Genomic DNA, 23,440 nt, shown 5'->3' on the forward strand with positions numbered 1-23,440 from the left:
CATCAGAAATCATCCCGTTCGGCGTAGGCACCGTTGAACAGGAACTGCAACGTCGACGGTGCGTTGAAGGCGACCTCGGTGTTCGGCTGGTAGGGCACGTACGCGTTGTCGGTCACCAGGAACGGCGAGTGGTACCAACTGCCACCGAATTGTTTGGAGGGGACATCGGGCAAACCGCGGCAGTTCGGGCCGCCGGAGGCGTTCACCATCGGCAGGCTCTCCGGAAAGGTGTACGCCGGCGCACCCGGCAGGAAGTTCGACGCCACGAAAAGACCGGGACGGATACCACCGATGACGGGGGCGAAGGTGTCGTTGGCCTTCCGGACTCCCTTGAACAGGCAGCCGAATTCGGGCGAATAGTCGGCCGACACCTTGGCCAGCGCACGCAGTCGCTGGATGGCGGCGATGTAGTCGTCGGCGGCCGGCGCCAACGTGGCGGTGCCGTTCTCCGCGAAGCCGGTGGCAGCCAGCAGCGCCGCGTTGAGGTTGTCCTGTTCGTCGATGACGGTCTGCCCCAGCTTCGGCGCGTTGTCGATCACGGTGGCCAGATCGGCACCCGCGTCACCGTAGATGTTGGCGACCACACCGGTCTTGGCGATATCGGCTTGCAGCGTGGGCAGCTTCGGATTCAGTTGCGCCAGATAGCTGTTCAGGCCAGCCATGGTGGCGCCGAGATCATCACCGTGACCGCGCAGACCCTCGCCCAGCGCCGTCAACGTGGCGTTCAGGTTGACCGGGTCGATCTTGTGCAGCACGTCGGTCAGCGTCTGGAACAACGTGTTGACTTCCAACTGGACGCTGCCGGCCTCGATGTTGGTCCCCGGCTGCAGCGGGGTGCTCCTGGGCTGCTGCGGCGGCAGGAATTCGACCGATTTCGCACCGAAAACCGTTGTGCCACCGATCTTGACCTCGGCATTGGACGGGATGAAGCGCATTTGGCTGCGGTCGATGTCCAGGGTCAGCTTGGCCTGGTCACCGGCGTAGGCGATGTTGGTGACCTTACCGATCTGGATGCCGCGGTACTTGACCTTGGCGTCGGTCTCCATCACCAGGCCCGCCCGTGGCGAGGTGACGGTGACGGTGTCGGTCTGCGTGAACGCCGCGGTATAGGACAGGTAGGTGAACGTCACCGCGGCGGCCACGATCACGGCCAGGATCGCGGCGGCGATCCTGACGTGACTGCGCTTCGATGTTCCAGATGACATGACGGTTTACCCGGAGAGGTTGAAGTTGCCGGACGCGCCGTACACGGCGAGCGAGATGAACAGGGTGATGGTCACGACGACGATGAGCGAGGTGCGCACGGCCTGGCCGACGGCGATGCCCACCCCGACCGGCCCACCCGAGGCGTTGTAGCCGTAGTAGGTGTGCACCAGCATCACCGCGATCGACATGACGATGGCCTGCAGGAACGACCACAGCAGGTCGGTGGGTATCAGGAAGGTATTGAAGTAGTGGTCGTAGAGGCCTGCTGACTGCCCGTTGATGAACACGGTGGTGAACCGGGCCGCGAAGAATGCGGCAAGCACCGACAGCGAGTACAGCGGGATGATCGCGATCAGGCCGGCGATCAACCGGGTGGACACCAAGTAGGACACCGCATGCACGGCCATGGCCTCGACCGCGTCGATCTCCTCGGCGACCCGCATCGCACCCAGCTGCGCGGTCGTGCCGGCGCCGATGGTGGCGGCCAAGGCGATACCGGCGATGACCGGCGCGACGATGCGCACGTTGAGAAACGCCGAAAGGAACCCGGTGAGCGCCTCGATGCCGATATTGCCCAGCGACGAATACCCCTGCACGGCGATGACGCCGCCGGAGGCCAAGGTGAGGAAGGCCGCGACACCGACGGTGCCACCGATCATCACCAGGGCGCCGGCACCCATGGTCATCTCCGCGACCAGCCGGATGGTCTCCTTGCGGTAGCGGGTGACGGCGTTGGGGATGTAGCGCATCGTCTCGCCGTAGAACAGCGCCTGCTCGCCGACGGTGTCCACGGCGCGCGGCACGCCGCGGAAGAATCTGCGCACCCGCAGTGTCACGTCATAACTCATGGGCTGCCTACCGCTCCAGCACTCGGACGCCGACGGCGGTCAGGATGACGTTGATGACGAAGAGACAGATGAACGCGTACACCACGGTCTCGTTGACCGCGATGCCGACACCCTTGGGTCCGCCCTGCACCGTCAGGCCGCGATAGCAGCCGACCAGACCGGCCATCAAACCGAACAATACGGACTTGAACATGGCGAGCACCAGCTCGCCCAGCCCGGTCAGGATGGTCAGCCCGTTGATGAACGCACCCGGGTTCACCCCTTGCAGGAACACCGAGAACACATAGCCGCCCGCCAAACCGATGGCACACACCAGGCCGTTGAGCAGCAGCGCCACGAACGTCGATGCCAGCACGCGCGGCACCACCAGCCGCTGGATCGGGTCGATGCCGAGCACCCGCATGGCGTCGATTTCTTCGCGGATGGTGCGGGCGCCCAGATCGGCGCAGATGGCGGTGGCGCCGGCGCCGGCCACGACGAGCACCGTCACCACCGGGCCGAGCTGGGTGATGGTGCCGAACGCGGTGCCCGCCCCGGAGAGGTCGGCCGCGCCGATCTCCCGCAGCAGGATGTTGAGCGTGAAGGCGACCAGCACGGTGAAGGGGATGGACACCAGCAGCGTGGGGACGAGCGACACCCGGGCGATCATCCAGGTCTGGTCGAGGAACTCCCGGAACTGGAAGGGCCGCTGCCACATCTTGACGAAGGTGTCGATGGTCATCTCGAAGAACCCACCCACGGCCCGCGCCGGAGCCGCAAGCTGTTCGATCAACCTCGGCTCCGTTCTCGGTTGAGGGTTGAGCAATCCCGCGTTGGCGAAGAGCCCGAATATAGCGGGTATCCGTTCGCTCCGGCGGCCTTTCCACCCCTGGTCTGCACGCTGCCCTTAGTGAGCGGGCTCATACTAACTAGAACACGTTCACAGTGTCAAAGAACGGCAATCTTCACCAAAACATCTTATTTCTGCTGTTCAGGGCATGTGTGACCGACATCATTCTAGAACGTGTTCTAGTCCGGGCCGGCCTGGCGGGTGCGCCCTTCTCGACTTCAAGAGCCCATCAGCGCAGCGGCCGAGAATCCTATTTCCGGATCGCGCTCAGCAAAGAATCCACGCAGCGCCGAGCTCAGCTCCGCCGGATCCCAGGCGTCACCGGTCGCGTGGAAACGCGCAGCGACCGTGGGCGCCGCGACCAGGGTCACCGTCGGACCGTAGACGATGAACAGCTGCCCGTTGACGGCATCGGACGCCGGCGAGCTCAGGTAGGTCACCAACGTCACCACATGTTCGGGCGACAGTGCGTCGACCTGGCCGTCGGACAATTCCGGCGCGTCACCGAACACGTCGGCGGTCATCGCCGTACGCGCCCGCGGGGCGATGGCGTTGGCCCGCACCCCGTACCGGCTCAGTCCGCGCGCCGCCGTCAGCGTCAACGCCGTGATCCCGGCCTTGGCCGCGCCGTAGTTGGCCTGCCCCACCGGGCCGGCCAACCCGGCCTCCGACGACGTGTTGACGATGCGCCCGTACACCTGCCCGTCGGCCGACTCCTTGGCCTTGGCCCGCCAGTAGGCCGCCGCGTTCCGGGTCAGCAGGAAATGACCGCGCAGGTGCACGGCGATCACCGCGTCCCAGTCCTCGTCGGACATGTTGAACAGCATCTTGTCCCGGGTGATGCCGGCGTTGTTGACGACGATGCCCAAGCCGCCGAGACCATCGGCGGTGGACACCAGCTCGTCGGCCGTGCTGCGCGCGCTGATGTCACCGGCGACGGCCACCCCCTTGGCCCCGGCCGCGGCGATCTCGTCGAGGACGTCGGAGCGGTCCAGCGCGGCGGCCATGTCGTTGACCACCACGGTCGCGCCCGCGCGGGCCAGACCGATCGCCTCGGCACGGCCCAAGCCAGCGGCGGCGCCGGTCACCACGGCGACCTTCCCGGACAGGTCGAGCGCAGCAGAGCTTTCCACAGATGAACTCAATTTATGAATACCTCTAGTCTTTTCGGATCAGGGCGGCCCGTGGGCATTCGGCGACGGACTGCTCGGCCAGGTCCTCCTGGTCGGCCGGCACCGGGTCGACCTTGACCACGGCATAGTCATCCTCGTCCAGATCGAACAGGTCGGGCGCTATCCCGACACACACCGCGTTACCTTCGCAGCGGTCACGGTCGACTTCTACGTGCATGTGAACCTCCTCGCGCTCCGGGCACGGGCTGTGTGCCCCTGTGCAGGCTAACGGTACCGCCCTGGACCGCAAGACTAGAACGTGTTACAACGAGCATATCGGCGGGCAACCGGTTTCGGCCGGTCGCCCCGCAACCTCAGACAGACAGGATGCCGCCATGCGGATCGGTTACACCGCCGAGCAGGAGGAGTTGCGCCGTGAACTGCGCGCCTACTTCGCCAAGCTGATGACACCCGAGCGGGCCGAGGCGCTGGCCGCAAGCGACGGCGAGATGGGGCGCGGCAACGTCTATCGCGAGACCGTCGCGCAGATGGGCAAGGACGGCTGGCTCACGCTGAACTGGCCCACCGAGTACGGCGGTCAGGCCCGCACCCCGATGGAGAGCCTGATCTTCAACGACGAGGCGGCGATCGCCAACGTGCCGGTGCCGTTCCTGACCATCAACAGCGTGGCGCCGACGATCATGCACTTCGGCACCGAGGAGCAGAAGAAGTTCTTCCTGCCCAAGATCGCCGCCGGTGAACTGCATTTCTCCATCGGCTACTCCGAACCGGGCGCCGGCACCGATCTGGCTTCGCTGCGTACCACCGCGGTGCGCGACGGTGACGAATACGTGATCAACGGCCAGAAGATGTGGACCAGCCTGATCGCCTACGCCGACTATGTGTGGCTGGCGGTACGCACCAACCCCGAGGCGAAGAAGCACCGCGGGATCTCGATGCTCATCGTGCCGACAACCGCCGAGGGCTTCTCCTGGACGCCGGTGCACACAGTGGCCGGTGTCGACACCAGCGCCACCTACTACCAGGATGTGCGCGTTCCCGTCAGCAGCCTGGTCGGCGAGGAGAACGCCGGCTGGAAACTGGTCACCAACCAGCTCAACCACGAGCGCGTCGCGCTGGTATCTGCCCAGCCGATCTTCTTGGCACTCAACGGCGTTCGGGAGTGGGCGCAGAACACCAAGGATGTGCACGGCAAACGGCTGATCGATTCGGAATGGGTGCAGCTGAACCTGGCACGCGTGCACGCCAAGGCCGAGGTCCTCAAACTGATCAACTGGGAGCTGGCCTCCGCCTCGGACAGCACGCCGTCGCCCGCCGACGCGTCGGCCGCCAAGGTGTACGGCACGGAACTGGCCACCGAGGCCTACCGCCTGCTCATGGAGGTGCTCGGCACCTCGGCGACGCTGCGCGCCGGATCCCCCGGCGCACTGCTGCGGGGCCGGGTGGAACGGATGCATCGCTCCTGCCTCATCCTCACCTTCGGCGGTGGCACCAACGAAATCCAGCGCGACATCATCGGCATGGTCGCGCTCGGCCTGCCCCGAGTGAACCGTTAAGAGGAGACGTCACATGGACTTCACCCCTACCGAGGCGTCGACCGACCTGGCCGGCCTGGTCCGCACCATCACCGAGTCGGTGTGCACCCCCGAACACCAACGCACGTTGGACGGGCTCGAGCAGCGCTTCGACCGCGATCTGTGGGCCAAGCTGATCGATGCCGACGTCCTGTCCACCGCCGCACCGGAATCCGTCGGCGGTGGCGGGTTCGGCGTGCTCGAGCAAACCGCCGTGCTCACCGCGCTGGGGCGCCAGCTCGCCGCGGTGCCCTACCTGGAATCCGCCGTGCTGGCCGCAGGTGCGCTGGCCAAATTCGGATCCGCAGCCCTGCAGGGCGATTGGGCTGCCCCTGCGGTCGACGGCACCAAGGTCGTCACGGTGGCCCTCGACGGTGAGATGGGTGAGGGTCCGGTTCGGGCACAGGAGGCTGACGGCGGATTCCGCCTGACCGGCACCCGCACCCAGGTGCCCTACGGTCCGGTGGCCGACGCGTTCCTGGTCCCGGCCGAAACACCTTCCGGGGTGCAGGTTTTCCTGGTCACGTCGGGCGATCCCGGCGTGACGGTCAGTTCGCTGGACACCACCGGTCACGGCAGCGTCGGGCATCTGGAACTCGGTGGTGCTCCCGCCGAGGCCGCCCGGATCGTCGGCGGACACGAGGTACTCGACTGGCTGACGGTGCACAGCGCCCTCGGCCGCAGCGCTTTCCAGCTCGGCGTGCTGGAGCGGGCGCTGGAGCTGACCGCCCTCTACGCGCGCGAGCGCGAGCAGTTCGATCGGCCGATCGGCAGCTTCCAAGCCGTGTCGTCACGGCTGGCCGACAACTACATCGACGTCAAAGCGCTGCGCTCGACCCTCACCCAGGCCGCCTGGCGGCTCTCCGAGGATCTCCCCGCCGATATCGACGTGGCCACCGCCGCGTTCTGGGCAGCCGACGCGGGCCACCGCGTCGCGCATACCGCGGTGCACGTACACGGCGGCGTCGGCATCGACATCGATCACCCGGTCCACCGCTACTTCCTGGCCGCCAAGCAGACCGAGTTCACTCTCGGCGGCGCCACCGGGCAGCTGCTACGGATCGGGCGCGAGCTGGCCGACACCCCGGCCTGAATGATCGGCCTGAATGACCGACACCGTTGGCTCCTTGCTGGCCCCGCTGGTCGGCGTCACCGACCGCGGCGTGCACTACGGCGACGAGTTCACCAGCTGGCATGACCACATCGCGGCGGGGGCGTCGTTGGCGTGCGCCTTGCGGGCCCGGCTCGCCCCGGACCGGCCTCCGCATATCGGTGTGCTGCTGGGTAATACGCCGTTCTTTTCCACCGTCTTGGTCGCTGCGGGGATGTCCGGCCTGGTACCGGTGGGCCTGAACCCGACCCGCCGCGGCGCGGCGCTGGTCCGCGATATCGAACGTGCGGACTGTCAGGTCGTTCTCGCCGACTCCGGTGCGGAACTACCGGAGGGCGTCGACCACATCGATGTCGAATCCCCGCAGTGGGCGGCCGAACTGGGCCGCTATACCGGCGCCTCGGTGACATTCGCCGAGCGTTCTCCCGACGACCTGTTCATGCTGATCTTCACCTCGGGCACCAGTGGCGAGCCCAAGGCCGTTCGGGTCACCCACGACAAGGTGGCCTTCCCCGGCCGGATGCTGGCCGAACGGTTCGGCCTCGGCCCGACCGACACCTGTTACTTGGCCATGCCGCTGTTCCACTCCAACGCCATCATGGCCGGCTGGGCGGTCGCTGTCGCCGCGGGCGCCTCGATCGCGTTGCGGCGCAAGTTCTCCGCCTCGCAGTTCATCCCGGATGTCCGCCGCTACGGTGCCACCTACGCCAACTACGTCGGTAAACCGCTGTCCTACATCCTGGCCGCCCCCGAGCAGGCAGATGATGCGGACAACCCGTTGAAGTTCCTCTACGGCAACGAGGGCGCTGCGCGGGATCTGGTCCGCTTCGCCGACCGGTTCGGGGTGCGGGTGGTCGACGGGTTCGGCTCCACCGAAGGCGGGGTGGCGATCGCGCGCACCCCTGACACCCCGGACGGATCGTTGGGCCCGCTGACCGATGAGGTGGCCATCGTGGATGTGGAGACCGGGCGACCGTGTCCACCGGGTGTGGTGGGCGAGATCGTGAACCCGACCGGCCCCGGATGGTTCCGCGGCTACTACAACGCACCGGAAGCCGAGGCCGAGCGCATGGCCGGCGGGGTGTACCACACCGGCGACCTCGCCTACCGCGACGACGCCGGTTACGTGTATTTCGCCGGGCGCCTTGGCGATTGGATGCGCGTCGACGGCGAGAACCTCGGCACCGCGCCGATCGAACGGATCCTGCTGCGCCATCCCGGCATCGCCGAGGTGGCCGTCTACCCCATCCCCGACCCGGCTGTCGGCGACCGGGTGATGGCCGCCGTGGTGCCCGCACCCGGCGCGACGTTCGACGCGACCGAATTCGTCACGTTCCTCGACGCCCAGCCCGACCTCGGCCCCAAGCAGTGGCCGTCGCTCATCCGGGTCAGCACGGCACTGCCCCGCACCGAGACGTTCAAAGTGCTCAAGCGCGAACTGTCGGCCGAAGCGACCGATTGCGCCGATCCGGTGCATGCCATCGAACGGCCGGCGGTACGCGGTTGACGCCGCGGCGGTGATTGCCGACGAAATGGCTGCGCGTCGATATCCCCGGCGTCGGATTTGTCGGGATTGGGCGCCGGACAAACCATTCCTGGCCGGGGGGCTGCATAGCCCGACGTACCCAGCGGACCAGGGCCGACCGGGTCGGTAATCGTACGAGAATTAGCCGTCGCGGGACATGTTTTAATGCCCGCGAATTGGAGTAGTTCTACTCACCACAGCGAACACGCAGCTGGGCTACGCTTCCAACCGGCAATGCATAACGGTGCCCTTTTGCCGTAATTGCATTCGGAAGAACTTTACCCACAAGGAGCTTATGTCATGAGAGCATCTGCGCTCACCGGCCTGGCGGCCGCGGCCACCGCCTTCGCCGTGGTCCTGTCGGGCTGCGGCTCGGACACCAAGACCGCGGCCAGCAGCAGCGAAAAGACCACCGCGTCGTCCTCGGAGAAACCGACGACCAGCAAGACATCCACCAGCAAGCCCAAGGTGGCCCCCCGTGACGAGGATGCGACCGGTCCGCACGAGACCATCGCGAGCTACATCAAGGAAAACAACATCCAGGAGACCCAGGTCAGGCGTGGCGACCCAGGTTCGCCGACCATCGACCTGCCGGTGCCGGAAGGCTGGGAAACCGCCGGGGCCGACACCCCGGATTGGGCCTACGGTGCGATCGTGTACACCGGTCCGGAGGCCGCGGAGTACACCCCGAGCGTCGTCGCGATCGTGTCCAAGCTGACCGGCAACGTCGACCCGCAGAAGATCCTCGACCTGGCGCCGGGTGAGCTGCAGAACCTGTCCGGTTACGAACCACTGAACGAAGGTGCCACGAGCACGCTCGGCGAGTACCCGGCCTTCCAACTCGGCGGAACCTGGGTCCAGGACGGCCAGAAGAAGATCGTGGCGCAGAAGACGGTCGTGATCCCGGGCAGCGACGGGCTGTATGTGTTGCAGCTCAACGCCGACGGTCTGGAGGACCAGATGGACATCGTGGGCGCGGCAACCGATGCCATCGATTCGGGTACCACCATCACGCCCTGACGCAACCGATGACGATGCCTCCACGGGTACGCCCCGTGGAGGCATCGTGCGTCGTCGGGGAAGAAATCGGACCTGCGCTCTTTGCGTGACCGCCGGTACCGAGTAGGTTTGCCCTAACCGCTAGTTACTCACCAGTAAGGGAGGGTCGGCCATGCCCGCTCCATCAGCCGCCGACTTCGCACGACTGCGCACGCTGGTCGCCATCGCCGACATCGATGCGCGCCCGTCCAAGCCGATCGAGGAGGTGTTCACCGGCCGCGAACTGACCACCATCCCGGTCGGCACCGCCGACGACGTCGCCGCAGCGTTCACCAAAGCACGTGCCGCACAACGTGAGTGGGCCAACCGCCCGGTCGCCGAGCGGTCCGCGATCATCGAACGGTTCCGCGACCTGGTGATCGCCAACCGCGACTTCCTGATGGACGTCGGGCAGGCGGAGACGGGCAAGGCCCGCTCGGCCGCGCAGGAGGAGATCGTCGACATGATCCTCAACGCGCGGTACTACGCGCGCGAGGCGGTCAAACTACTGGGCACCAAGCGGGTGCAGGGCCTCCTGCCAGGAATCGTCAAGACCGTGGTCAACCACCATCCCAAGGGCGTGATCGGGGTGATCTCGCCGTGGAACTACCCGATGGCCCTGTCCATCTCGGATTCGATCCCCGCCCTACTGGCCGGAAACGCCGTCGTGGTGAAACCCGACAGCCAGACCCCCTACTGCACGCTCGCCAATGCCGAGTTGCTGTACCAGGCCGGCCTGCCGCGGGATCTGTTCGCCGTGGTGCCCGGCCCCGGCTCGGTGGTCGGCACCGCGATCGTGCAGAACTGCGACTACCTGATGTTCACCGGGTCCACCGCCACCGGCCGGAACCTGGCCGAGCAGTGCGGCAGCCGGCTGATCGGTTTTTCCGCCGAGTTGGGCGGCAAGAACCCGATGATCGTGACCGCGGGCGCCAACCTGGACGTGGCAGCCAAGGCCGCCACCCGGGCCTGCTTCTCCAACGCCGGCCAGCTGTGCATCTCCATCGAACGGATCTACGTCGAGCGGGCGGTGGCCGACGAGTTCGCCACCAAGTTCGCAAAGCAGGTCACCGCGATGAAGCTCGCCGCGACCTACGACTTCAACGCCGATATGGGCAGCCTGATCTCCGAGGATCAGATCAAGACGGTGTCCGGGCATGTCGACGATGCAAAGGCCAAGGGCGCCAAGGTGATCGCCGGCGGCAACGCCCGGCCCGATATCGGCCCGCTGTTCTACGAGCCGACGGTGCTCACCGACGTCACCGACGAGATGGAATGCGGCCGCAATGAGACGTTCGGCCCGCTGGTGTCGATCTACCCCGTCGATTCGGTCGACGAGGCGATCGCCAAGGCCAACGACACCGAGTACGGCCTCAACGCCAGCGTGTGGGCCGGCACCAAAGCCGAGGGCGAGGCGATCGCAGCCCGGCTGCAGGCCGGCACCGTCAACGTCGACGAGGGTTACGCGCTAGCCTTCGGCAGCACGGCCGCGCCGATGGGCGGCATGAAGGCCTCCGGTGTCGGACGCCGGCACGGCGCCGACGGTATCCTCAAGTACACGGAATCCCAGACGGTGTCCACCGCGCGAGTGCTCAATCTCGATCCGCCGCTGGGCATTCCGTCGGCCTGGTGGCAGAAGGCGCTGACCCCGATGATCCAAGCGGTGCAGAAGCTCCCCGGGCGGTGAGCGATACCGAACGGACCAGACCCCCGCTGGACGCGGACGAGCGCACCAACCTCGAGGGCTGGCTCGACTTCTATCGCGGCACCCTGGCCGAAAAATGCTCCGGCCTGACCGACGACCAGTTACGCACGGCCAGTGCCGAACCGTCGCCCCTGACGTTGATGGGGTTGGTGCAGCACGAGGCCGAAGTGGAGCGCAACTGGTTCCGCCGGGTGCTGCTGGGCGAGGATGTGCCGCCGCTCGACGGCGAACGCTCCCCCGACGGACATTCCGGTGGTTTCGACATCGCACCCGACACCTCGTTCGCGTCGGTGTTGCGCACCTGGCAGGACGAGATCGCCGTCGCCAAGGCCAACTGTGCCGGCCGCGCACTGGACGACACCAGCCCCTTCATGGGTGCAGCCGTGACGCTGCGCTGGATCTACACCCATGTGATCGCCGAGTACGCCCGTCATTGCGGGCATGCCGACCTGATCAGGGAGCGGATCGACGGGGCCAGGGGCGTCTGAGCGCTACCCGCCGGCGATGTCGTCGAGGCGCTTGGTGGCCTGCTCGAACCCGGCCACCAGCTCGGCGATGATGTCGGCGACGGGACGGATCTCGTTCATCCGGCCCACGATCTGACCGACCGGCATGGACACCGTGTCCGGATTGTCCGACTCGTTCATCCGCTGGTGCGCCTCGCTGACGAGGATGTTCTGCAGCGGCATGGGCAGCGGCTCCGGTGCGTCTGGGGCGTCCCACGCCTCGGTCCACTTGGTCTTCAGCAACCGGGCCGGCTTGCCGGTGTAGATCTTGCGGCGCACCGTGTCTGCGGTGGTGGCGCGCAGCAGCGCCTCCTGGATGGTGGACGTGCCACCGGGCTCCCGATGGCCGAGGTCGTACTCGGCGGAGGTGAGAAAGGCCGAGCCCATCCACACACCGGAGGCGCCGAGCGCGAGCGCGGCGGCCACCTGCTTGCCCGTACCGATACCGCCGGCGGCCAGCACCGGCGCCTTACCGTCGAGCGCATCGACGATCTCGGGCCACAGGACGACCGAACCGATCTCGCCGGTGTGTCCGCCCGCCTCGTGGCCCTGCGCGACGACGATGTCCACGCCGTTCTCCACATGGCGCAGCGCGTGTTTGGCGCTACCGGCGAGCGCGGCCACCGGGACGCCGGCGGCGTGCGCCTGCTCGATGACGTCCACCGGCGGGGAACCCAGCGCGTTGGCGATCAGCTTGATCGGGTGCTTGAGCGCCACGTCGACATGGCTTCGGGCCACCGAGTGCAACCAGCCCAGCACGCCCTCGTTGCGCTCCCCGTCCTCAGGTAGCGGCGGAACACCAAGGTCGGCAAGGGTTTTCGCGACGAAGTCACGGTGACTCTGCGGGATCAGCTTGTTGATGTCGACGGCGCTGCCCTCGGTGGGGATCTTGGCAGGCATCACCACGTCCACCCCGTACGGCTTGCCGTCGGTGTTGGCGTCCATCCACTGCAGGACTTCTTCGAGGTCGTCGGCATCGTTGAACCGCACACAGCCCAGCACGCCGAGACCACCGGCCTTGCTGACCGCGGCGGCCACCTTCTCCGACGGGGTGAAGACGAAGATCGGGTATTCGATCCCGAACCTGTCGCAGAGTTCTGTGTGCATTACTTGGCTCCTACATGCTTGGCGTGCACCTCGTCGGCCGGGCGCTCTTCGGTGACGTCCTTGGCCCAGCGGTAGTCGGGCTTACCGGCCGGGGACCGCTTCACCTCGTCGACCAGCCAAAGGCTGCGCGGCACTTTGTATCCCGCGATCTCGGTACGTACGAACGCGTCGAGATCGGCCAGTGTCGGCCGGGTGCCGTCGCGCGGTTGGACCACGGCGGCGACGTGATTGCCGAAGCGTTCGTCGGGCACGCCGACCACCAAGGCGTCGAACACGTCGGGATGGCCCTTGAGGGCGGCCTCCACCTCTTCGGGGTAGATCTTCTCGCCACCGCTGTTGATCGACACCGAACCGCGGCCCAACATGGTCACGCTGCCGTCGGCCTCGACGGTGGCGTAGTCGCCCGGGATCGCGTACCGCACACCGTTGATGGTGCGAAACGTCTCGGCGGTCTTCTTCTCGTCCTTGAAATACCCCACCGGGATGTGGCCGCGCTTGGCGATGATGCCGCGCACACCCGAGCCGGGCACCACCTCGTTACCGTCCTCGTCGAGCACGACCGTGTTCTTGTCGATCGTCACCCGCGGCCCGCCGGTGTGCGACTGCCCCTTGGCCACCACGCTGGTACCACCGAAGCCGGTCTCGGACGAGCCGATCGAGTCGGTGATGACCCGGTTGGGCAGCAGCTCGAGGAATTTCTCCTTGAGGCTGGTGGAGAACAGGGCGGCGGTGCTGGCCAGTAGGAACAGGCTGGACAGGTCGAACTGGTTGCCGTTGTCCTGATGTGCCAGAAGCGAATCCAGCAACGGGCGGGCCATCGCGTCACCGGTGAAGAACAGCAGGTTGACCTTGTGGTCGTGGATGGCCTGCCATACCTCGTCGGCGTTGAACTCCGGGACCAACAGCACGGTGCCGCCGGAGAATAGCGCCATCCAGGTGGCCGACTGGGTGGCACCGTGGATCATCGGCGGGATCGGGTAGCGCACCATCGGCCCGTTGGCCGCGGCCTGGCGGGACAGGTCGTACTCGTCGGCCAGCGGTTCACCGGTGGCGAAGTCGGTGCCGCCCAGCAGCACCCGGTAGATGTCCTCGTGCCGCCACATGACTCCCTTGGGGAATCCCGTGGTGCCGCCGGTGTACAGCAGGTAGATGGCGTCCTCGCTGCGCGGACCGAAGTCGCGGTCAGCGGAGTGCGGCGCGATGGCGGAGTAGAACTCCACGCCGCCGTACCGCTGGTAATCGTCGTCGGTTCCGTCCTCTACGACCAGGACCCTCTTGACGTTCGGCGTCTCGGGCAGCACATTGGCCACCCGGTCGGCGTAGCGGCGCTCGTGCACCAGCGCGACCATGTCCGAGTTGTCGAACAGGTACTTCAGTTCGCCCTCGACATAACGGAAGTTGACGTTCACCAGGATGGCGCCGGCCTTGACGATGCCGAGCATCGCGATGACGATCTCGATGCGATTGCGGCAGTACAGGCCGACCTTGTCGTCCTTCTGGATACCTTGGGTCTGGAGGTAGTGGGCGAACCGGTTCGCCTTCTCCTCCAACTCGGCATAGGTGAGCTTTTGGTCGCCACTGATGAGGGCGACACGGTCAGGCACAGCGTCGATGGCGTGCTCGGCGAGATCGGCGATATTCAGGACCACGGAACCTAAACTAGAACGTGTTACATTTCGAGACAAGTCTGGGTCGAAATTGCAGAGAGGCTGATACCCGTGGGTGAGACCGAGAAAGGGCCCGACGCCCTCATTGAGCAGCGCGGACACACTCTGATCGTGACGCTCAACCGCCCGGAGGCGCGTAACGCCCTTTCCGGCGAGATGCTCTCGATCATGGTCGAGGCCTGGGACCGCGTCGACGACGATCCGGAGATCCGCACCTGCATCCTGACCGGCGCCGGCGGGTACTTCTGCGCAGGCATGGACCTCAAGGGCGCCACCAAGAAGCCGCCGGGCGATTCGTTCAAGGACGGCAGCTACGACCCGTCCCGCATCGACGGGCTGCTCAAGGGCCGCCGGCTGACCAAGCCGCTGATCGCGGCCGTGGAAGGTCCGGCGATCGCGGGCGGCACAGAGATCCTGCAGGGCACCGATATCCGGGTGGCCGGGGTGAGCGCCAAATTCGGCATCTCCGAGGCCAAATGGAGCCTGTACCCGATGGGCGGCTCGGCGGTTCGCCTGGTGCGCCAGATCCCGTACACCATCGCGTGCGACATGCTGCTGACCGGACGCCACATCACCGCGCAGCAGGCACTGGACTACGGACTGATCGGCTATGTGGTGCCCGACGGCACCGCGCTGGACAAGGCGCTGGAGATCGCCGAGGTGATCAACAACAACGGACCGCTGGCGGTGCAGGCCATCCTCAAGACGATCCGCGATACCGAGGGCATGCACGAGTTGGACGCGTTCAAGCCCGACACCGCCAACGGCATCCCGGTGTTCCTGTCCGAGGACGCCAAGGAAGGTCCGTTGGCGTTCAAGGAGAAGCGGGCGCCCCAGTTCAAGATGAGGTAGGGCTCAACCCCGCCGACGCCCAGAGCGCATCGATCTGCGCCTCGCCATCAGCAAGGCTTTGTGCGGCAAGGGGTTTCAGCTCGGCCATGGCCGGGTTGACGTCGGCCATGGTCAACTCGACGACGACGAAACGGGGCTGCAGGCCCGTCAGCGACACCCCGTGCGTCAGCCAGGTCTGGGCATGGTCCCACCCTTCGCGCGGCGTTCCGGGGCCGTACCCGCCACCACGCGTCTCGATCGCCACGAAATCGGTGCCGCCCAGCAGCCCGGCGCCGGTGTCGGCGTCCATGGACAGGCCGGCCGCCACGATGTGATCCACCCACGCCTTCACGGTGCTCGGCGGCCCGAAGTTGTAGAGCGGCAGTCCGAGCACGATCGCGTCGGCGGCGGTGATCTCCCCGACCAACGTCGCGCTCAAGGACGCCGATGTCGCCGGATCCAGGTGCGGTAGCGGATCGGCGGCCAAATCCCGATAGGTGACGGTGCCGCCGGGATGCGCGGCCAGCCAGCGTTCCGCGGCGCGTGCGGTGAGGCGACGGCTCACCGACCGTTCGCCCTGCACCGATGAATCGATGTGCAACAGATTCGACATGATCGACTCCTGATGGATAGTTAGTGGTTCACTAACTATCTATACACCATTCTAGGCTTTCGAATTCCCGTAGACTCACGCCGTGAGCACGCCGCCGCGCCAGGAGTTGCTGCTCGGCCCCCTGTTGGACCTGGTCCTACGACGGTTGCGTGGTACCGCGGAGGCCGAGATCGCCAAGGTCGGCCTCCGAACCAGGCATATCATCGCGCTCACACTGCTCCGCGATTTCGGCGAGCAGGGCCAGGCGGGGCTCGCCGACTCCCTCGGTATCGATCCGACCAATGTGGTGATCCTGCTCAACGAACTGGAGTCGGCCGGGTTGGCCGAACGCCGGCGCTCCCCCGAGGACCGCCGCCGGCACACCGTGGTCGTCACCGAAACCGGTGCGGCCCGGCTCGCCGAGGCGGAGAAGGCCCTGGCGACCATGGAGCATCACATGTTCGGCGCGCTGACCCATGACGAGCTGAGCACCTTGCACGGCCTCCTTCAGCGGGCGGCAGAGGTGACGGCAGGCAAACCCGAGACGCCGCCGGCCGTCAGCTGTACCGGCGAAGACCACTGACCCCGTCTTCGGCGGCTGCCAGGAACGCCTCACCCTGTTCGCGGTCCAGATAGGTGCTGGCCTTGTTCTTCAGGAAGAACACGTACACCAGCAGCGACACCGCGATGCACACCGTCACGTATCCGATGAACAGCGGCACCTGGTCGCGGGCCTTGAGCGCCTGGTAGATCAGTGGCGCGGTGCCACCGAAGGCCGAATTGGCCAGCGCGTAGCCCACGCCGACGCCGAGGGCTCGGACCCGGGCCGGGAACAGCTCCGATTTCACCAGCGCGTTGATCGAGGTGTAGCCGGTGAGTATCACGTAGCCGACGACCACCAGCAGGAAGGACAGCATCGGTGAATGTGTTTGCGGCAGATAGGTATACAACACGTACGTGTAGATGACTCCGCCGATGCCGAAGAACAGCAGCAGCGGCTTGCGCCCCACCTTATCGCTGATCAGCCCGCCGACCGGCTGCAGCAGCATCAGCACGATCAGTCCGACAAGGTTGATCCAGGTGGCCGTCATCGCCTCGTTCTTGTAGGTGGCCTTGACGATGGCCGGCGCGTTGACGCTGTAGGCGTAGAACGCGACGGTGCCGCCGAGGGTGATCAGGAAGCACAGCAGCAGCGGCTTCCAGTAGTCGGTGAGCAGCACCCGGATCGAGCCCGCGCTGTCGTCCTTGCCTTCCCGGATGGCCGCCAGTTGTTCGGCCGACAACGATTCGTCCATCGTGCGGCGCAGCCAGAACACCACGATGGCGGCCGCACCGCCGATGGCGAAGCCGATGCGCCAACCGAATTCGTGCACCTGCTCGTTACTCAGCGTGGTCAGGATGATCAGCAGGGTGAACTGGGCCAGCACGTGACCGCCGACCAGCGTGACGTACTGGAACGACGAGAAGAAGCCGCGCCGCTCCCGGGTGGCCGCTTCGGACATGTAGGTGGCCGACGTGCCGTACTCCCCGCCGGTCGCGAAACCCTGCACCAGCCGGCACAGGATCAGGATGATCGGAGCCGCCGCCCCGATACTCTCCCGGCCGGGCACCAGGGCGATCACCAGCGAACACAGCGCCATCAGCGAGACGCTGACGGTCAGTGCGGCGCGGCGGCCACGGCGGTCGGCGAACCGGCCGAAGAACCACGAGCCCAGCGGCCGGGTCAGGAAGGTGACGGCGAAGATCGCATAGACGTAGACGGTCGAATTCTGGTCGGCCTCGTCGAAGAACTGCTTCTCGAAATACGTCGCGAAGACGGTGTAGACGTAGACGTCATACCACTCGACCAGGTTGCCCGACGATCCCCTGACGGTGTTCCAGATGGCCCGGCGAGTGTCCGCCCGCGTCCCCGCCCGATCCTGTGATGTGGTCATTGGACCATCTTTAGCGGGCTCCCGGGGCCCGGGTGAAGGCTCTGCCCGAAATTCAGCCCAAATAGTGCGGAGTTCTCACCCTGCGTTCTCACCCTGCCACGTGTTCGATCTAGTCGGATGACGCCGGCCGGCCACCGCCGCCCAGGATCGCCATGATGTCGACGAGGTCAGCCCAGCGCGAGCGCGGCAGGACGGCGAACAGATCCTCCGCGGCCGCCCGGTAGGCCCGCTGCCAGAGTTCGGCCTGCCGCATGCCCTTGGGCGTGGCAACCATCTTGGTCACCCGCCGGTCCGCCGAGTCCTCGGATCGGGTGACCAGACCATCGCGTACCAGCGCCTCGAGCAGCGTGGAGGCGGTGCCCTGGGCGATGCCGACGGCCTGGCCGACATCGGTGACGCGGACCGGTCCCGACCGGACCACCTCGGCCAGCACGCGGGACCGCGGTAGCGACACCCCGACCTCGGCGAGGCGTTCGTCGAATTCTCTGGCCAGGATCTTGGCCACCCGCCCGAAGCTATCCGCGAGCTCGACGGCCGTGGGCTGGTCGCCGTCTGATCGAGTCGTCCCCACGCCGTACCTCCGTGACCTCTCTTGACAGCAAAGTGTATTGATGCCAATCTATTGACATCAATACATCTACGTCGATGCATCGAAACTGATGTATCTCTGCCGATGCATCGCGATCTGAACGAGGAGTCTTCCATGCGTATTTTCCTGACGGGCGGCAGCGGCTTCGTCGGCCGGCATCTGATCGGCCGACTACGCGCCGACGGCCACACCGTGCTGGCGCTGGCGCGCTCGGCCTCCAGTGCCGCCACCGTGACCGACGCCGGCGCCGAAGCGGTGCGCGGCGACCTCATCGAGCTCACCAAGGTCTCCGACACCAGCTCCACCCAGCTGCCGGGATGGCTGGACCAGTTGGGCACGGTCGACGCCGTGGTGCACGCCGCCGCCCGCATGGATTTCTGGGGACCCGACGCCGGTTTCCGGGCCGACAACCACGACCCCACCGTCGCCCTGCACGCCGCTGCCGCGCAAGCGGGTGTGTCGCGCTTCGTCCTGATCAGCGCCGCTGGTGTCTCGCTCGGCAGCCAGCGCGCCACCGTCGTCGACGAGACCACCGACGACGGCACTCCGAACATCGCGTACTGCCGCGTCAAGCTGCAGACCGAGCGGGCGCTGCGCGGCACCCCCACACCGGGCATGAGTCTGGTCATCCTTCGCCCGCCGTTCATCTGGGGACCGGGCATCGGCACCATCGCCGACGCCGTCGACAGGGCCGCCAGGGGCCAGTGGGTGTGGTTGGACAACGGCCGCCATGTCATGGACCACATCCACGTCGACAATCTCGCCGAGGCCGTCACCCTGTCGCTCACCCGCGGTCGCGACGGCGCGATCTACTACGTGACGGACGGACATCCGATGCCGATTCGCGACTTCTTCACGGCACTGATGGCCACCCAGGGCGTCGACGTCTCCGACAGCCGCAGCATTCCGGTGGCCGTCGCCGCGCCGATCGCGGCCGTGGTGGATGCCGGCGCCCGGCTGCTGTGCAGACCGACCGCCCCTGCGCTGAACAACTGGCTGATCACCATCATGGGCCGTGACCGCAGCTATGACATCGGCGCCGCGCGCGCCGACCTCGGCTACCGACCGCTGGTGGGTTTCGATGTGGGTATGCGGGAGATGGCCCGATCGTCGTCCGGGCCGGCCGCCGAACCTAGCCCAGCAGCCGCGGCATCGGAGTGAACACCACCGGCATGCTCTCGGGACCACTGACGAAGTTGGCCGGCCGCAACGGCACCTCGGCATCGTCGGCCAGTCGCAGGTCGGGCAGCCGGCGCAGCACCCGCTCGGTCATCAACCGCAGTTCCAGCCGGGCCAGCTGATTACCCAGGCAGAAGTGGGTCCCGAAGCCGAAGGCCAAGTGACTGTTCGGGTTTCGGTCGATGCGGAACTCGTCGGGATTTTCGAAGACGGATTCGTCGAAGTTGGCCGACTCGAACATCAACATGATCTTCTCGCCGGCTCGCAGCTGGGTGCCGTGGAATTCGGTGTCGGCCGTGACGGTGCGGCACATGTTCTTCACCGGCGATGTCCAGCGCAGCATCTCCTCGATGGCGCCGGGCAGCAGATCGGGATGCGCCACCAGCGACTCCCATTGGTCCCGGTGCCGGAGCAGCTGTTCGGTGCCCCCGGACAGGGTGTGCCGGGTGGTCTCGTCGCCGCCGATGAGGATGAGCAGGGTTTCCATGACGATCTCGTCATCGCTCATCCGCTGCCCGTCCACCTCCGAGTGCACCAGCACGGAGAACAGGTCCTCGGTGGGTTCGGTCCGCCGCTTGGCGATGACGTCCATGGTGAAGGCGGTATAGGCGGCGAACGTGTCCATCAGCTTCTGCACGGTCAATTCGTCGACATGCGAAGACAATCCGCATACCAGGTCATCCGACCACTGCAGCAGCATCTCGCGTTCCTCGGGCAGCACGCCGAGCATGTCCCCGATCACCGCCATCGGCAGCGGAGCGGCGATGTCCCGGACGAAGTCGGCTTCGCCCCGCTCGCAGACGCCGTCGATCAGGGCGTCGCAGAGCCGCTCGATGGAGGGCAGCTTGTCCATCACCCGCTTGCGGGTGAATCCGGCGTTGACCAACTTGCGCCGCAACAGGTGTGCCGGGTCGTCCATGTCGATCATGTACGGCATGGCGGGTTGATCGGGCCGGATGCCGCCGGCGCTGGAGAACAGTTCGGGATGGCGCTCGGTGTCCAGTACCGCCTGATAGCTGGCGGCCGCGGCCTGACCGTTGCGGTCCCGGAACACCGGCTGATTCGCCCGCATCCACCGGTACGCTTCGCGAGCCGCAGGGCCGTCGGCGTAGAAACGGCCGTCGGCCAGGTCGACGTCGGGTTTGGCGAGCACCGATGTCACGAGATCACCTCGGCGTCACCGAAAGTCATGTCGACGTTCGCCGCCGAACCGGAGAACAGCGCGCGCCTGGGGAAGCCGAGATCGGCGAGTTCGCGTGCGTACGGGTGGTCGCCGAGACGGACCGTGGCACCACCCGGCCGGTATCGCACACCCGTCATGCGCATCTCGCCGGCGGTCTGCCGGGTGACGCCGTCGAGATGGGAGTACGTGGCGTGCACCCGGGTGCCCGAGGTGACCATCGCCGGGATCGGCAGTCCGGGCCGGAAATCCATCCCGACGGCGTGCCGGCCGTCGATGCTGACGTCGAAGGAGAAGTGTGGCCGACCACGGAGGGTGAAGTCCGCCAACACCTTCGGGTATCCCCAGATGGACCGGCCGGCCTCCAGCGTGAACGACTGATCGACGGGCAGGTGGTGGATGAACGCACCGGCCGACTGCAGCGCCCGCAGACCCGTCGCACGCGAACCCGGCGGGTTGACCATCACATTGGTGCCGTACTCGTAGTACTGGCCCAGGTCGGTGTCGAGGTAGTGCATCAACATCAGCACGACGATGGCCTTGTTCGTCCGGTACCGGCAGACCTGCAGACCGCTGTAGTCGATCATCCGTTGGGCCGCGTCGGCGTTCACCGAGAACATCGCCATGTGCTGCCGGGCGGTGCGCACGCGCACCGGCATGGTCAGCACGGCACCCTGGATTGTGTGCTGCGATGAGCGCTCGCGCGAAAAGTCGGTGTTCTGCGTCACACCGTCAATCTAGAACGTGTTCTAGACACTCAGCAAGATCTGTTCACACCAAGGCGGCAAGATCGCGGATCTGCTCGACGGACCGCGCCCCCACGACCATCATGGTGACGCCGGCGGCCTCCCAGGCCTTGATCTGTTGCTTGACGTAGTCGAGGTCCCCCACGATCGCCGAATCGTCGACGAGTTCGTCCGGGATGATCTTGGCCGCTTCGTCTTTGCGGTCGCTGCGGAACAGCTTGGTGACGTCGTCGACCACCTCCGCGTAACCCATCCGGCGGTAGACGTCGGCGTGGAAATTGGTGTCCTCGGCACCCATCCCACCCATGTAGAGCGCCAGGTGCGGTTTCATCAGTTCCATGATGGCCGGCCGGTCGTCGGTGACCACCACCTGCGCGGTCGCGCAGATCTCGAAGGTCTCTCGGGTGCGCCGCGCCCCCGGCCGGGCGAAACCCTCGTCCAGCCACTCGTTGTACATCCCCGCAATGCGCGGCGAGTAGAAGATCGGCAACCAGCCGTCACAGATCTCGGCGGCCAGCGCCACGTTCTTCGGGCCTTCGGCGCCCAGCATCACCGGGATGTCCGCGCGCAGCGGGTGGGTGATCGGTTTGAGGTTCTTGCCCAATCCCGAGGTGCCCTCGCCCGTGACGGGCAGCGGGTAATGCGGACCGTCGCTGTGCACGGGAGCCTCGCGCGCCCACACCTGACGCAGGATGTCGATGTACTCCCGGGTGCGGGCCAACGGCTTGGGGAACTTCGCGCCGTACCAGCCCTCGACGACCTGCGGCCCGGAAACCCCGAGGCCGACGATATGCCTGCCACCGGACAGGTGATCCAGCGTCAGCGCGGCCATCGCCAGCGCGGTGGGCGTGCGCGCCGAGAGCTGCAGCACCGACGTGCCCAGCCGCATCCGGGTGGTCTCCCGGCCCCACCAGGCCAGCGGGGTGTAGGCATCCGACCCCCAGGCCTCCGCCGTGAACACGGTGTCGAAGTTCGCTTCTTCGGCCGCCGCGACGAGTTCGGCGTGGTTGGTCGGCGGCTTCGCGCCCCAATAACCCAACTGCAAACCCAACTTCATAGCTTCTCCAGACCTGTCCTTGAAACCATTCTTAGAACCTGTTCTACTCGATGCCGTGACCACAGGCCAAAGCAGCCCGGTGCAGATCGACAAGCATGAGCGGCCCCTCTCGGCGCCGCTGAGGCTTTCATTCGACTACACCCGTTCAGTCGGACCGCTCCTGTCTCAGTTCTTCACCGCGCTACGCGAACGACGCATCGTCGGCGTGCGCGGTTCGGACGGCCGGGTGCACGTACCACCTGCCGAGTATGACCCCGTCACCTACGCGGCATTGACCGAGGTAGTACCGGTGAGCGCGGTCGGCACCGTGCGGTCCTGGACCTGGCAGTCCACCCCGCTGGAGGGACAGCCCCTCAGTAAGCCGTTCGCCTGGGCGCTGATCCTGCTCGACGGTGCCGACACCCCGCTGCTGCACGCGGTCGCGGTGAACTCGGCCGACGAGATCAGCACCGGCGCCCGGGTGCACGCGCATTGGGTGGACGAACCCGTCGGCGCCATCACCGATATCGCCTACTTCTTGCCAGGGGAAGATTCCGAGCCCGAGGGCGCGTCCGACGCGCAAGATCCCAGGGAGCCGGTCACCGTGCAGGTGGCGCCGAGTTTCATCGAGATCCAGCACACCGCGTCGCTACCCGAGACGACCTTCCTGAAGGCGCTGGAAGAGGGCAAGCTGCTCGGCGGCCGGACTCGCAGCGGCCGCGACGGCAAGCCCGGCAAGGTGTATTTCCCGCCGAAGGAAGCCGATCCGGCGACCGGCCTGGCACTCGACGAGTTCATCGAACTGCCCGACAGGGGCACCGTGACCACGTTCGCGATCATCAACATCCCGTTCACCGGGCAGCGCATCAAGCCGCCGTACGTCGCGGCGTACGTGTTGCTCGACGGTGCCGACATTCCGTTCCTGCATCTGGTCACCGAGATCGACCCGGCCGATGTGCGGATGGGAATGCGTGTGCAGGCGGTGTGGAAGCCCCGCGAGGAATGGGGGCTGGGTATCGACAACATCGACTACTTCAAGCCGACCGGTGAACCCGACGCCGATTACGACTCCTACAAGCACCACCTGTAAAGGCCTGCACGCAT

The 23,440-nt window shown here is 66.5% G+C and carries 23 protein-coding genes; 10 read left to right on the top strand and 13 right to left on the bottom strand.

Features of this window, described 5'->3' with window-relative positions; genetic code table 11:
- Positions 1–2 precede the first annotated feature (2 nt).
- The 5 genes from SBI67_RS02970 to SBI67_RS02990 form a co-directional block, all read right to left on the bottom strand.
- Positions 3–1,205, bottom strand: a complete 1,203-nt coding sequence (locus SBI67_RS02970; protein ID WP_318979114.1) for an MCE family protein — start codon at positions 1,203–1,205, stop codon at positions 3–5.
- A 6-nt stretch (positions 1,206–1,211) separates the two neighbouring features.
- Positions 1,212–2,054 (bottom strand): MlaE family ABC transporter permease, encoded by an 843-nt coding sequence (locus SBI67_RS02975; RefSeq protein ID WP_318979115.1) that lies wholly within the window; start codon positions 2,052–2,054, stop codon positions 1,212–1,214.
- Positions 2,055–2,061: 7 nt separating this feature from the next.
- Positions 2,062–2,826 (bottom strand): MlaE family ABC transporter permease, encoded by a 765-nt coding sequence (locus tag SBI67_RS02980; RefSeq protein ID WP_024453767.1) that lies wholly within the window; start codon positions 2,824–2,826, stop codon positions 2,062–2,064.
- Positions 2,827–3,101: 275 nt separating this feature from the next.
- Positions 3,102–4,016: a 3-oxoacyl-ACP reductase gene (locus SBI67_RS02985; RefSeq protein ID WP_318979116.1), complete on the bottom strand. Its 915-nt coding sequence runs from the start codon at positions 4,014–4,016 to the stop codon at positions 3,102–3,104.
- Positions 4,017–4,041: 25 nt separating this feature from the next.
- Positions 4,042–4,233, bottom strand: coding sequence for a ferredoxin (locus tag SBI67_RS02990; protein ID WP_318979117.1), 192 nt, complete (start codon positions 4,231–4,233; stop codon positions 4,042–4,044).
- Positions 4,234–4,390: 157 nt separating this feature from the next.
- Between SBI67_RS02990 and SBI67_RS02995 the strand changes: the two genes are divergently transcribed.
- From SBI67_RS02995 to SBI67_RS03020, 6 genes are all read left to right on the top strand, one after another.
- Positions 4,391–5,572 (top strand): acyl-CoA dehydrogenase, encoded by a 1,182-nt coding sequence (locus SBI67_RS02995; RefSeq protein WP_318979118.1) that lies wholly within the window; start codon positions 4,391–4,393, stop codon positions 5,570–5,572.
- 13 nt (positions 5,573–5,585) lie between these two features.
- Positions 5,586–6,683 (top strand): acyl-CoA dehydrogenase family protein, encoded by a 1,098-nt coding sequence (locus tag SBI67_RS03000; RefSeq protein WP_318979119.1) that lies wholly within the window; start codon positions 5,586–5,588, stop codon positions 6,681–6,683.
- Positions 6,684–6,696: 13 nt separating this feature from the next.
- The gene (gene fadD17, locus SBI67_RS03005; RefSeq protein WP_318979120.1) at positions 6,697–8,208 is read left to right on the top strand and encodes a long-chain-fatty-acid--CoA ligase FadD17; all 1,512 of its coding nucleotides are present in this window, start codon (positions 6,697–6,699) and stop codon (positions 8,206–8,208) included.
- Between the two features lie 318 nt (positions 8,209–8,526).
- The gene (gene lpqN, locus SBI67_RS03010; RefSeq protein WP_318979121.1) at positions 8,527–9,246 is read left to right on the top strand and encodes an envelope biogenesis lipoprotein LpqN; all 720 of its coding nucleotides are present in this window, start codon (positions 8,527–8,529) and stop codon (positions 9,244–9,246) included.
- 151 nt (positions 9,247–9,397) lie between these two features.
- On the top strand, positions 9,398–10,951 hold the full coding sequence (locus tag SBI67_RS03015; RefSeq protein WP_318979122.1) for a succinic semialdehyde dehydrogenase: 1,554 nt from the start codon (positions 9,398–9,400) through the stop codon (positions 10,949–10,951).
- The gene (locus SBI67_RS03020) at positions 10,948–11,457 is read left to right on the top strand and encodes a DinB family protein (RefSeq protein ID WP_318979123.1); all 510 of its coding nucleotides are present in this window, start codon (positions 10,948–10,950) and stop codon (positions 11,455–11,457) included. The genes SBI67_RS03015 and SBI67_RS03020 overlap by 4 nt, the downstream gene beginning before the upstream one ends.
- Positions 11,458–11,460: 3 nt before the next feature.
- On the opposite strand, the gene SBI67_RS03025 is transcribed toward SBI67_RS03020, so the two are convergent.
- Entirely contained in the window at positions 11,461–12,582 is a 1,122-nt protein-coding gene (locus tag SBI67_RS03025) for an NAD(P)H-dependent flavin oxidoreductase (RefSeq protein ID WP_318979124.1), read from the bottom strand.
- Positions 12,582–14,231 carry a medium/long-chain-fatty-acid--CoA/3-oxocholest-4-en-26-oate--CoA ligase gene (locus SBI67_RS03030; RefSeq protein ID WP_318979125.1) on the bottom strand — a complete coding sequence of 550 codons (1,650 nt, stop codon included), beginning with the start codon at positions 14,229–14,231 and terminating at the stop codon, positions 12,582–12,584. The genes SBI67_RS03025 and SBI67_RS03030 overlap by 1 nt, the downstream gene beginning before the upstream one ends.
- 69 nt (positions 14,232–14,300) lie before the next feature.
- Between SBI67_RS03030 and SBI67_RS03035 the strand changes: the two genes are divergently transcribed.
- A complete protein-coding gene (locus SBI67_RS03035; RefSeq protein ID WP_318979126.1) occupies positions 14,301–15,101 on the top strand; it encodes a crotonase/enoyl-CoA hydratase family protein in 801 nt (266 codons plus the stop codon).
- On the opposite strand, the gene SBI67_RS03040 is transcribed toward SBI67_RS03035, so the two are convergent.
- Positions 15,088–15,693, bottom strand: coding sequence for an FMN-dependent NADH-azoreductase (locus SBI67_RS03040; RefSeq protein ID WP_318979127.1), 606 nt, complete (start codon positions 15,691–15,693; stop codon positions 15,088–15,090). The two genes, SBI67_RS03035 and SBI67_RS03040, sit on opposite strands and share 14 nt — an antisense overlap.
- 82 nt (positions 15,694–15,775) lie before the next feature.
- On the opposite strand from SBI67_RS03040, the gene SBI67_RS03045 reads away from it, so the two are divergent.
- The gene (locus SBI67_RS03045) at positions 15,776–16,255 is read left to right on the top strand and encodes a MarR family winged helix-turn-helix transcriptional regulator (protein WP_024453780.1); all 480 of its coding nucleotides are present in this window, start codon (positions 15,776–15,778) and stop codon (positions 16,253–16,255) included.
- On the opposite strand, the gene SBI67_RS03050 is transcribed toward SBI67_RS03045, so the two are convergent.
- Together SBI67_RS03050 and SBI67_RS03055 are read right to left on the bottom strand one after the other, a co-directional pair.
- Positions 16,230–17,606, bottom strand: a complete 1,377-nt coding sequence (locus tag SBI67_RS03050; protein WP_318979128.1) for an MFS transporter — start codon at positions 17,604–17,606, stop codon at positions 16,230–16,232. The genes SBI67_RS03045 and SBI67_RS03050 overlap by 26 nt on opposite strands.
- 109 nt (positions 17,607–17,715) lie before the next feature.
- Complete coding sequence (locus SBI67_RS03055) at positions 17,716–18,177, bottom strand: MarR family winged helix-turn-helix transcriptional regulator (protein WP_318979129.1); 462 nt, start codon at positions 18,175–18,177, stop codon at positions 17,716–17,718.
- 132 nt (positions 18,178–18,309) lie between these two features.
- Here SBI67_RS03055 and SBI67_RS03060 point away from each other — a divergent pair, with 132 nt between their 5' ends.
- Positions 18,310–19,356 (top strand): NAD-dependent epimerase/dehydratase family protein, encoded by a 1,047-nt coding sequence (locus tag SBI67_RS03060; protein WP_318979130.1) that lies wholly within the window; start codon positions 18,310–18,312, stop codon positions 19,354–19,356.
- On the opposite strand, the gene SBI67_RS03065 is transcribed toward SBI67_RS03060, so the two are convergent.
- From SBI67_RS03065 to SBI67_RS03075, 3 genes are all read right to left on the bottom strand, one after another.
- Positions 19,328–20,536, bottom strand: coding sequence for a cytochrome P450 (locus SBI67_RS03065; protein WP_318979131.1), 1,209 nt, complete (start codon positions 20,534–20,536; stop codon positions 19,328–19,330). The two genes, SBI67_RS03060 and SBI67_RS03065, sit on opposite strands and share 29 nt — an antisense overlap.
- Positions 20,533–21,213 carry an acetoacetate decarboxylase family protein gene (locus SBI67_RS03070; RefSeq protein ID WP_318979556.1) on the bottom strand — a complete coding sequence of 227 codons (681 nt, stop codon included), beginning with the start codon at positions 21,211–21,213 and terminating at the stop codon, positions 20,533–20,535. The genes SBI67_RS03065 and SBI67_RS03070 overlap by 4 nt, the downstream gene beginning before the upstream one ends.
- Positions 21,214–21,325: 112 nt before the next feature.
- Positions 21,326–22,357, bottom strand: a complete 1,032-nt coding sequence (locus SBI67_RS03075) for an LLM class F420-dependent oxidoreductase (RefSeq protein WP_318979132.1) — start codon at positions 22,355–22,357, stop codon at positions 21,326–21,328.
- A gap of 55 nt (positions 22,358–22,412) precedes the next feature.
- On the opposite strand from SBI67_RS03075, the gene SBI67_RS03080 reads away from it, so the two are divergent.
- Positions 22,413–23,426 carry a Zn-ribbon domain-containing OB-fold protein gene (locus SBI67_RS03080; protein WP_318979133.1) on the top strand — a complete coding sequence of 338 codons (1,014 nt, stop codon included), beginning with the start codon at positions 22,413–22,415 and terminating at the stop codon, positions 23,424–23,426.
- Positions 23,427–23,440 lie beyond the last annotated feature (14 nt).

Origin of the sequence: Mycolicibacterium chengduense, assembly GCF_033741155.1 — a bacterium.
In the GTDB taxonomy this organism is placed as follows: Bacteria; Actinomycetota; Actinomycetes; order Mycobacteriales; family Mycobacteriaceae; genus Mycobacterium.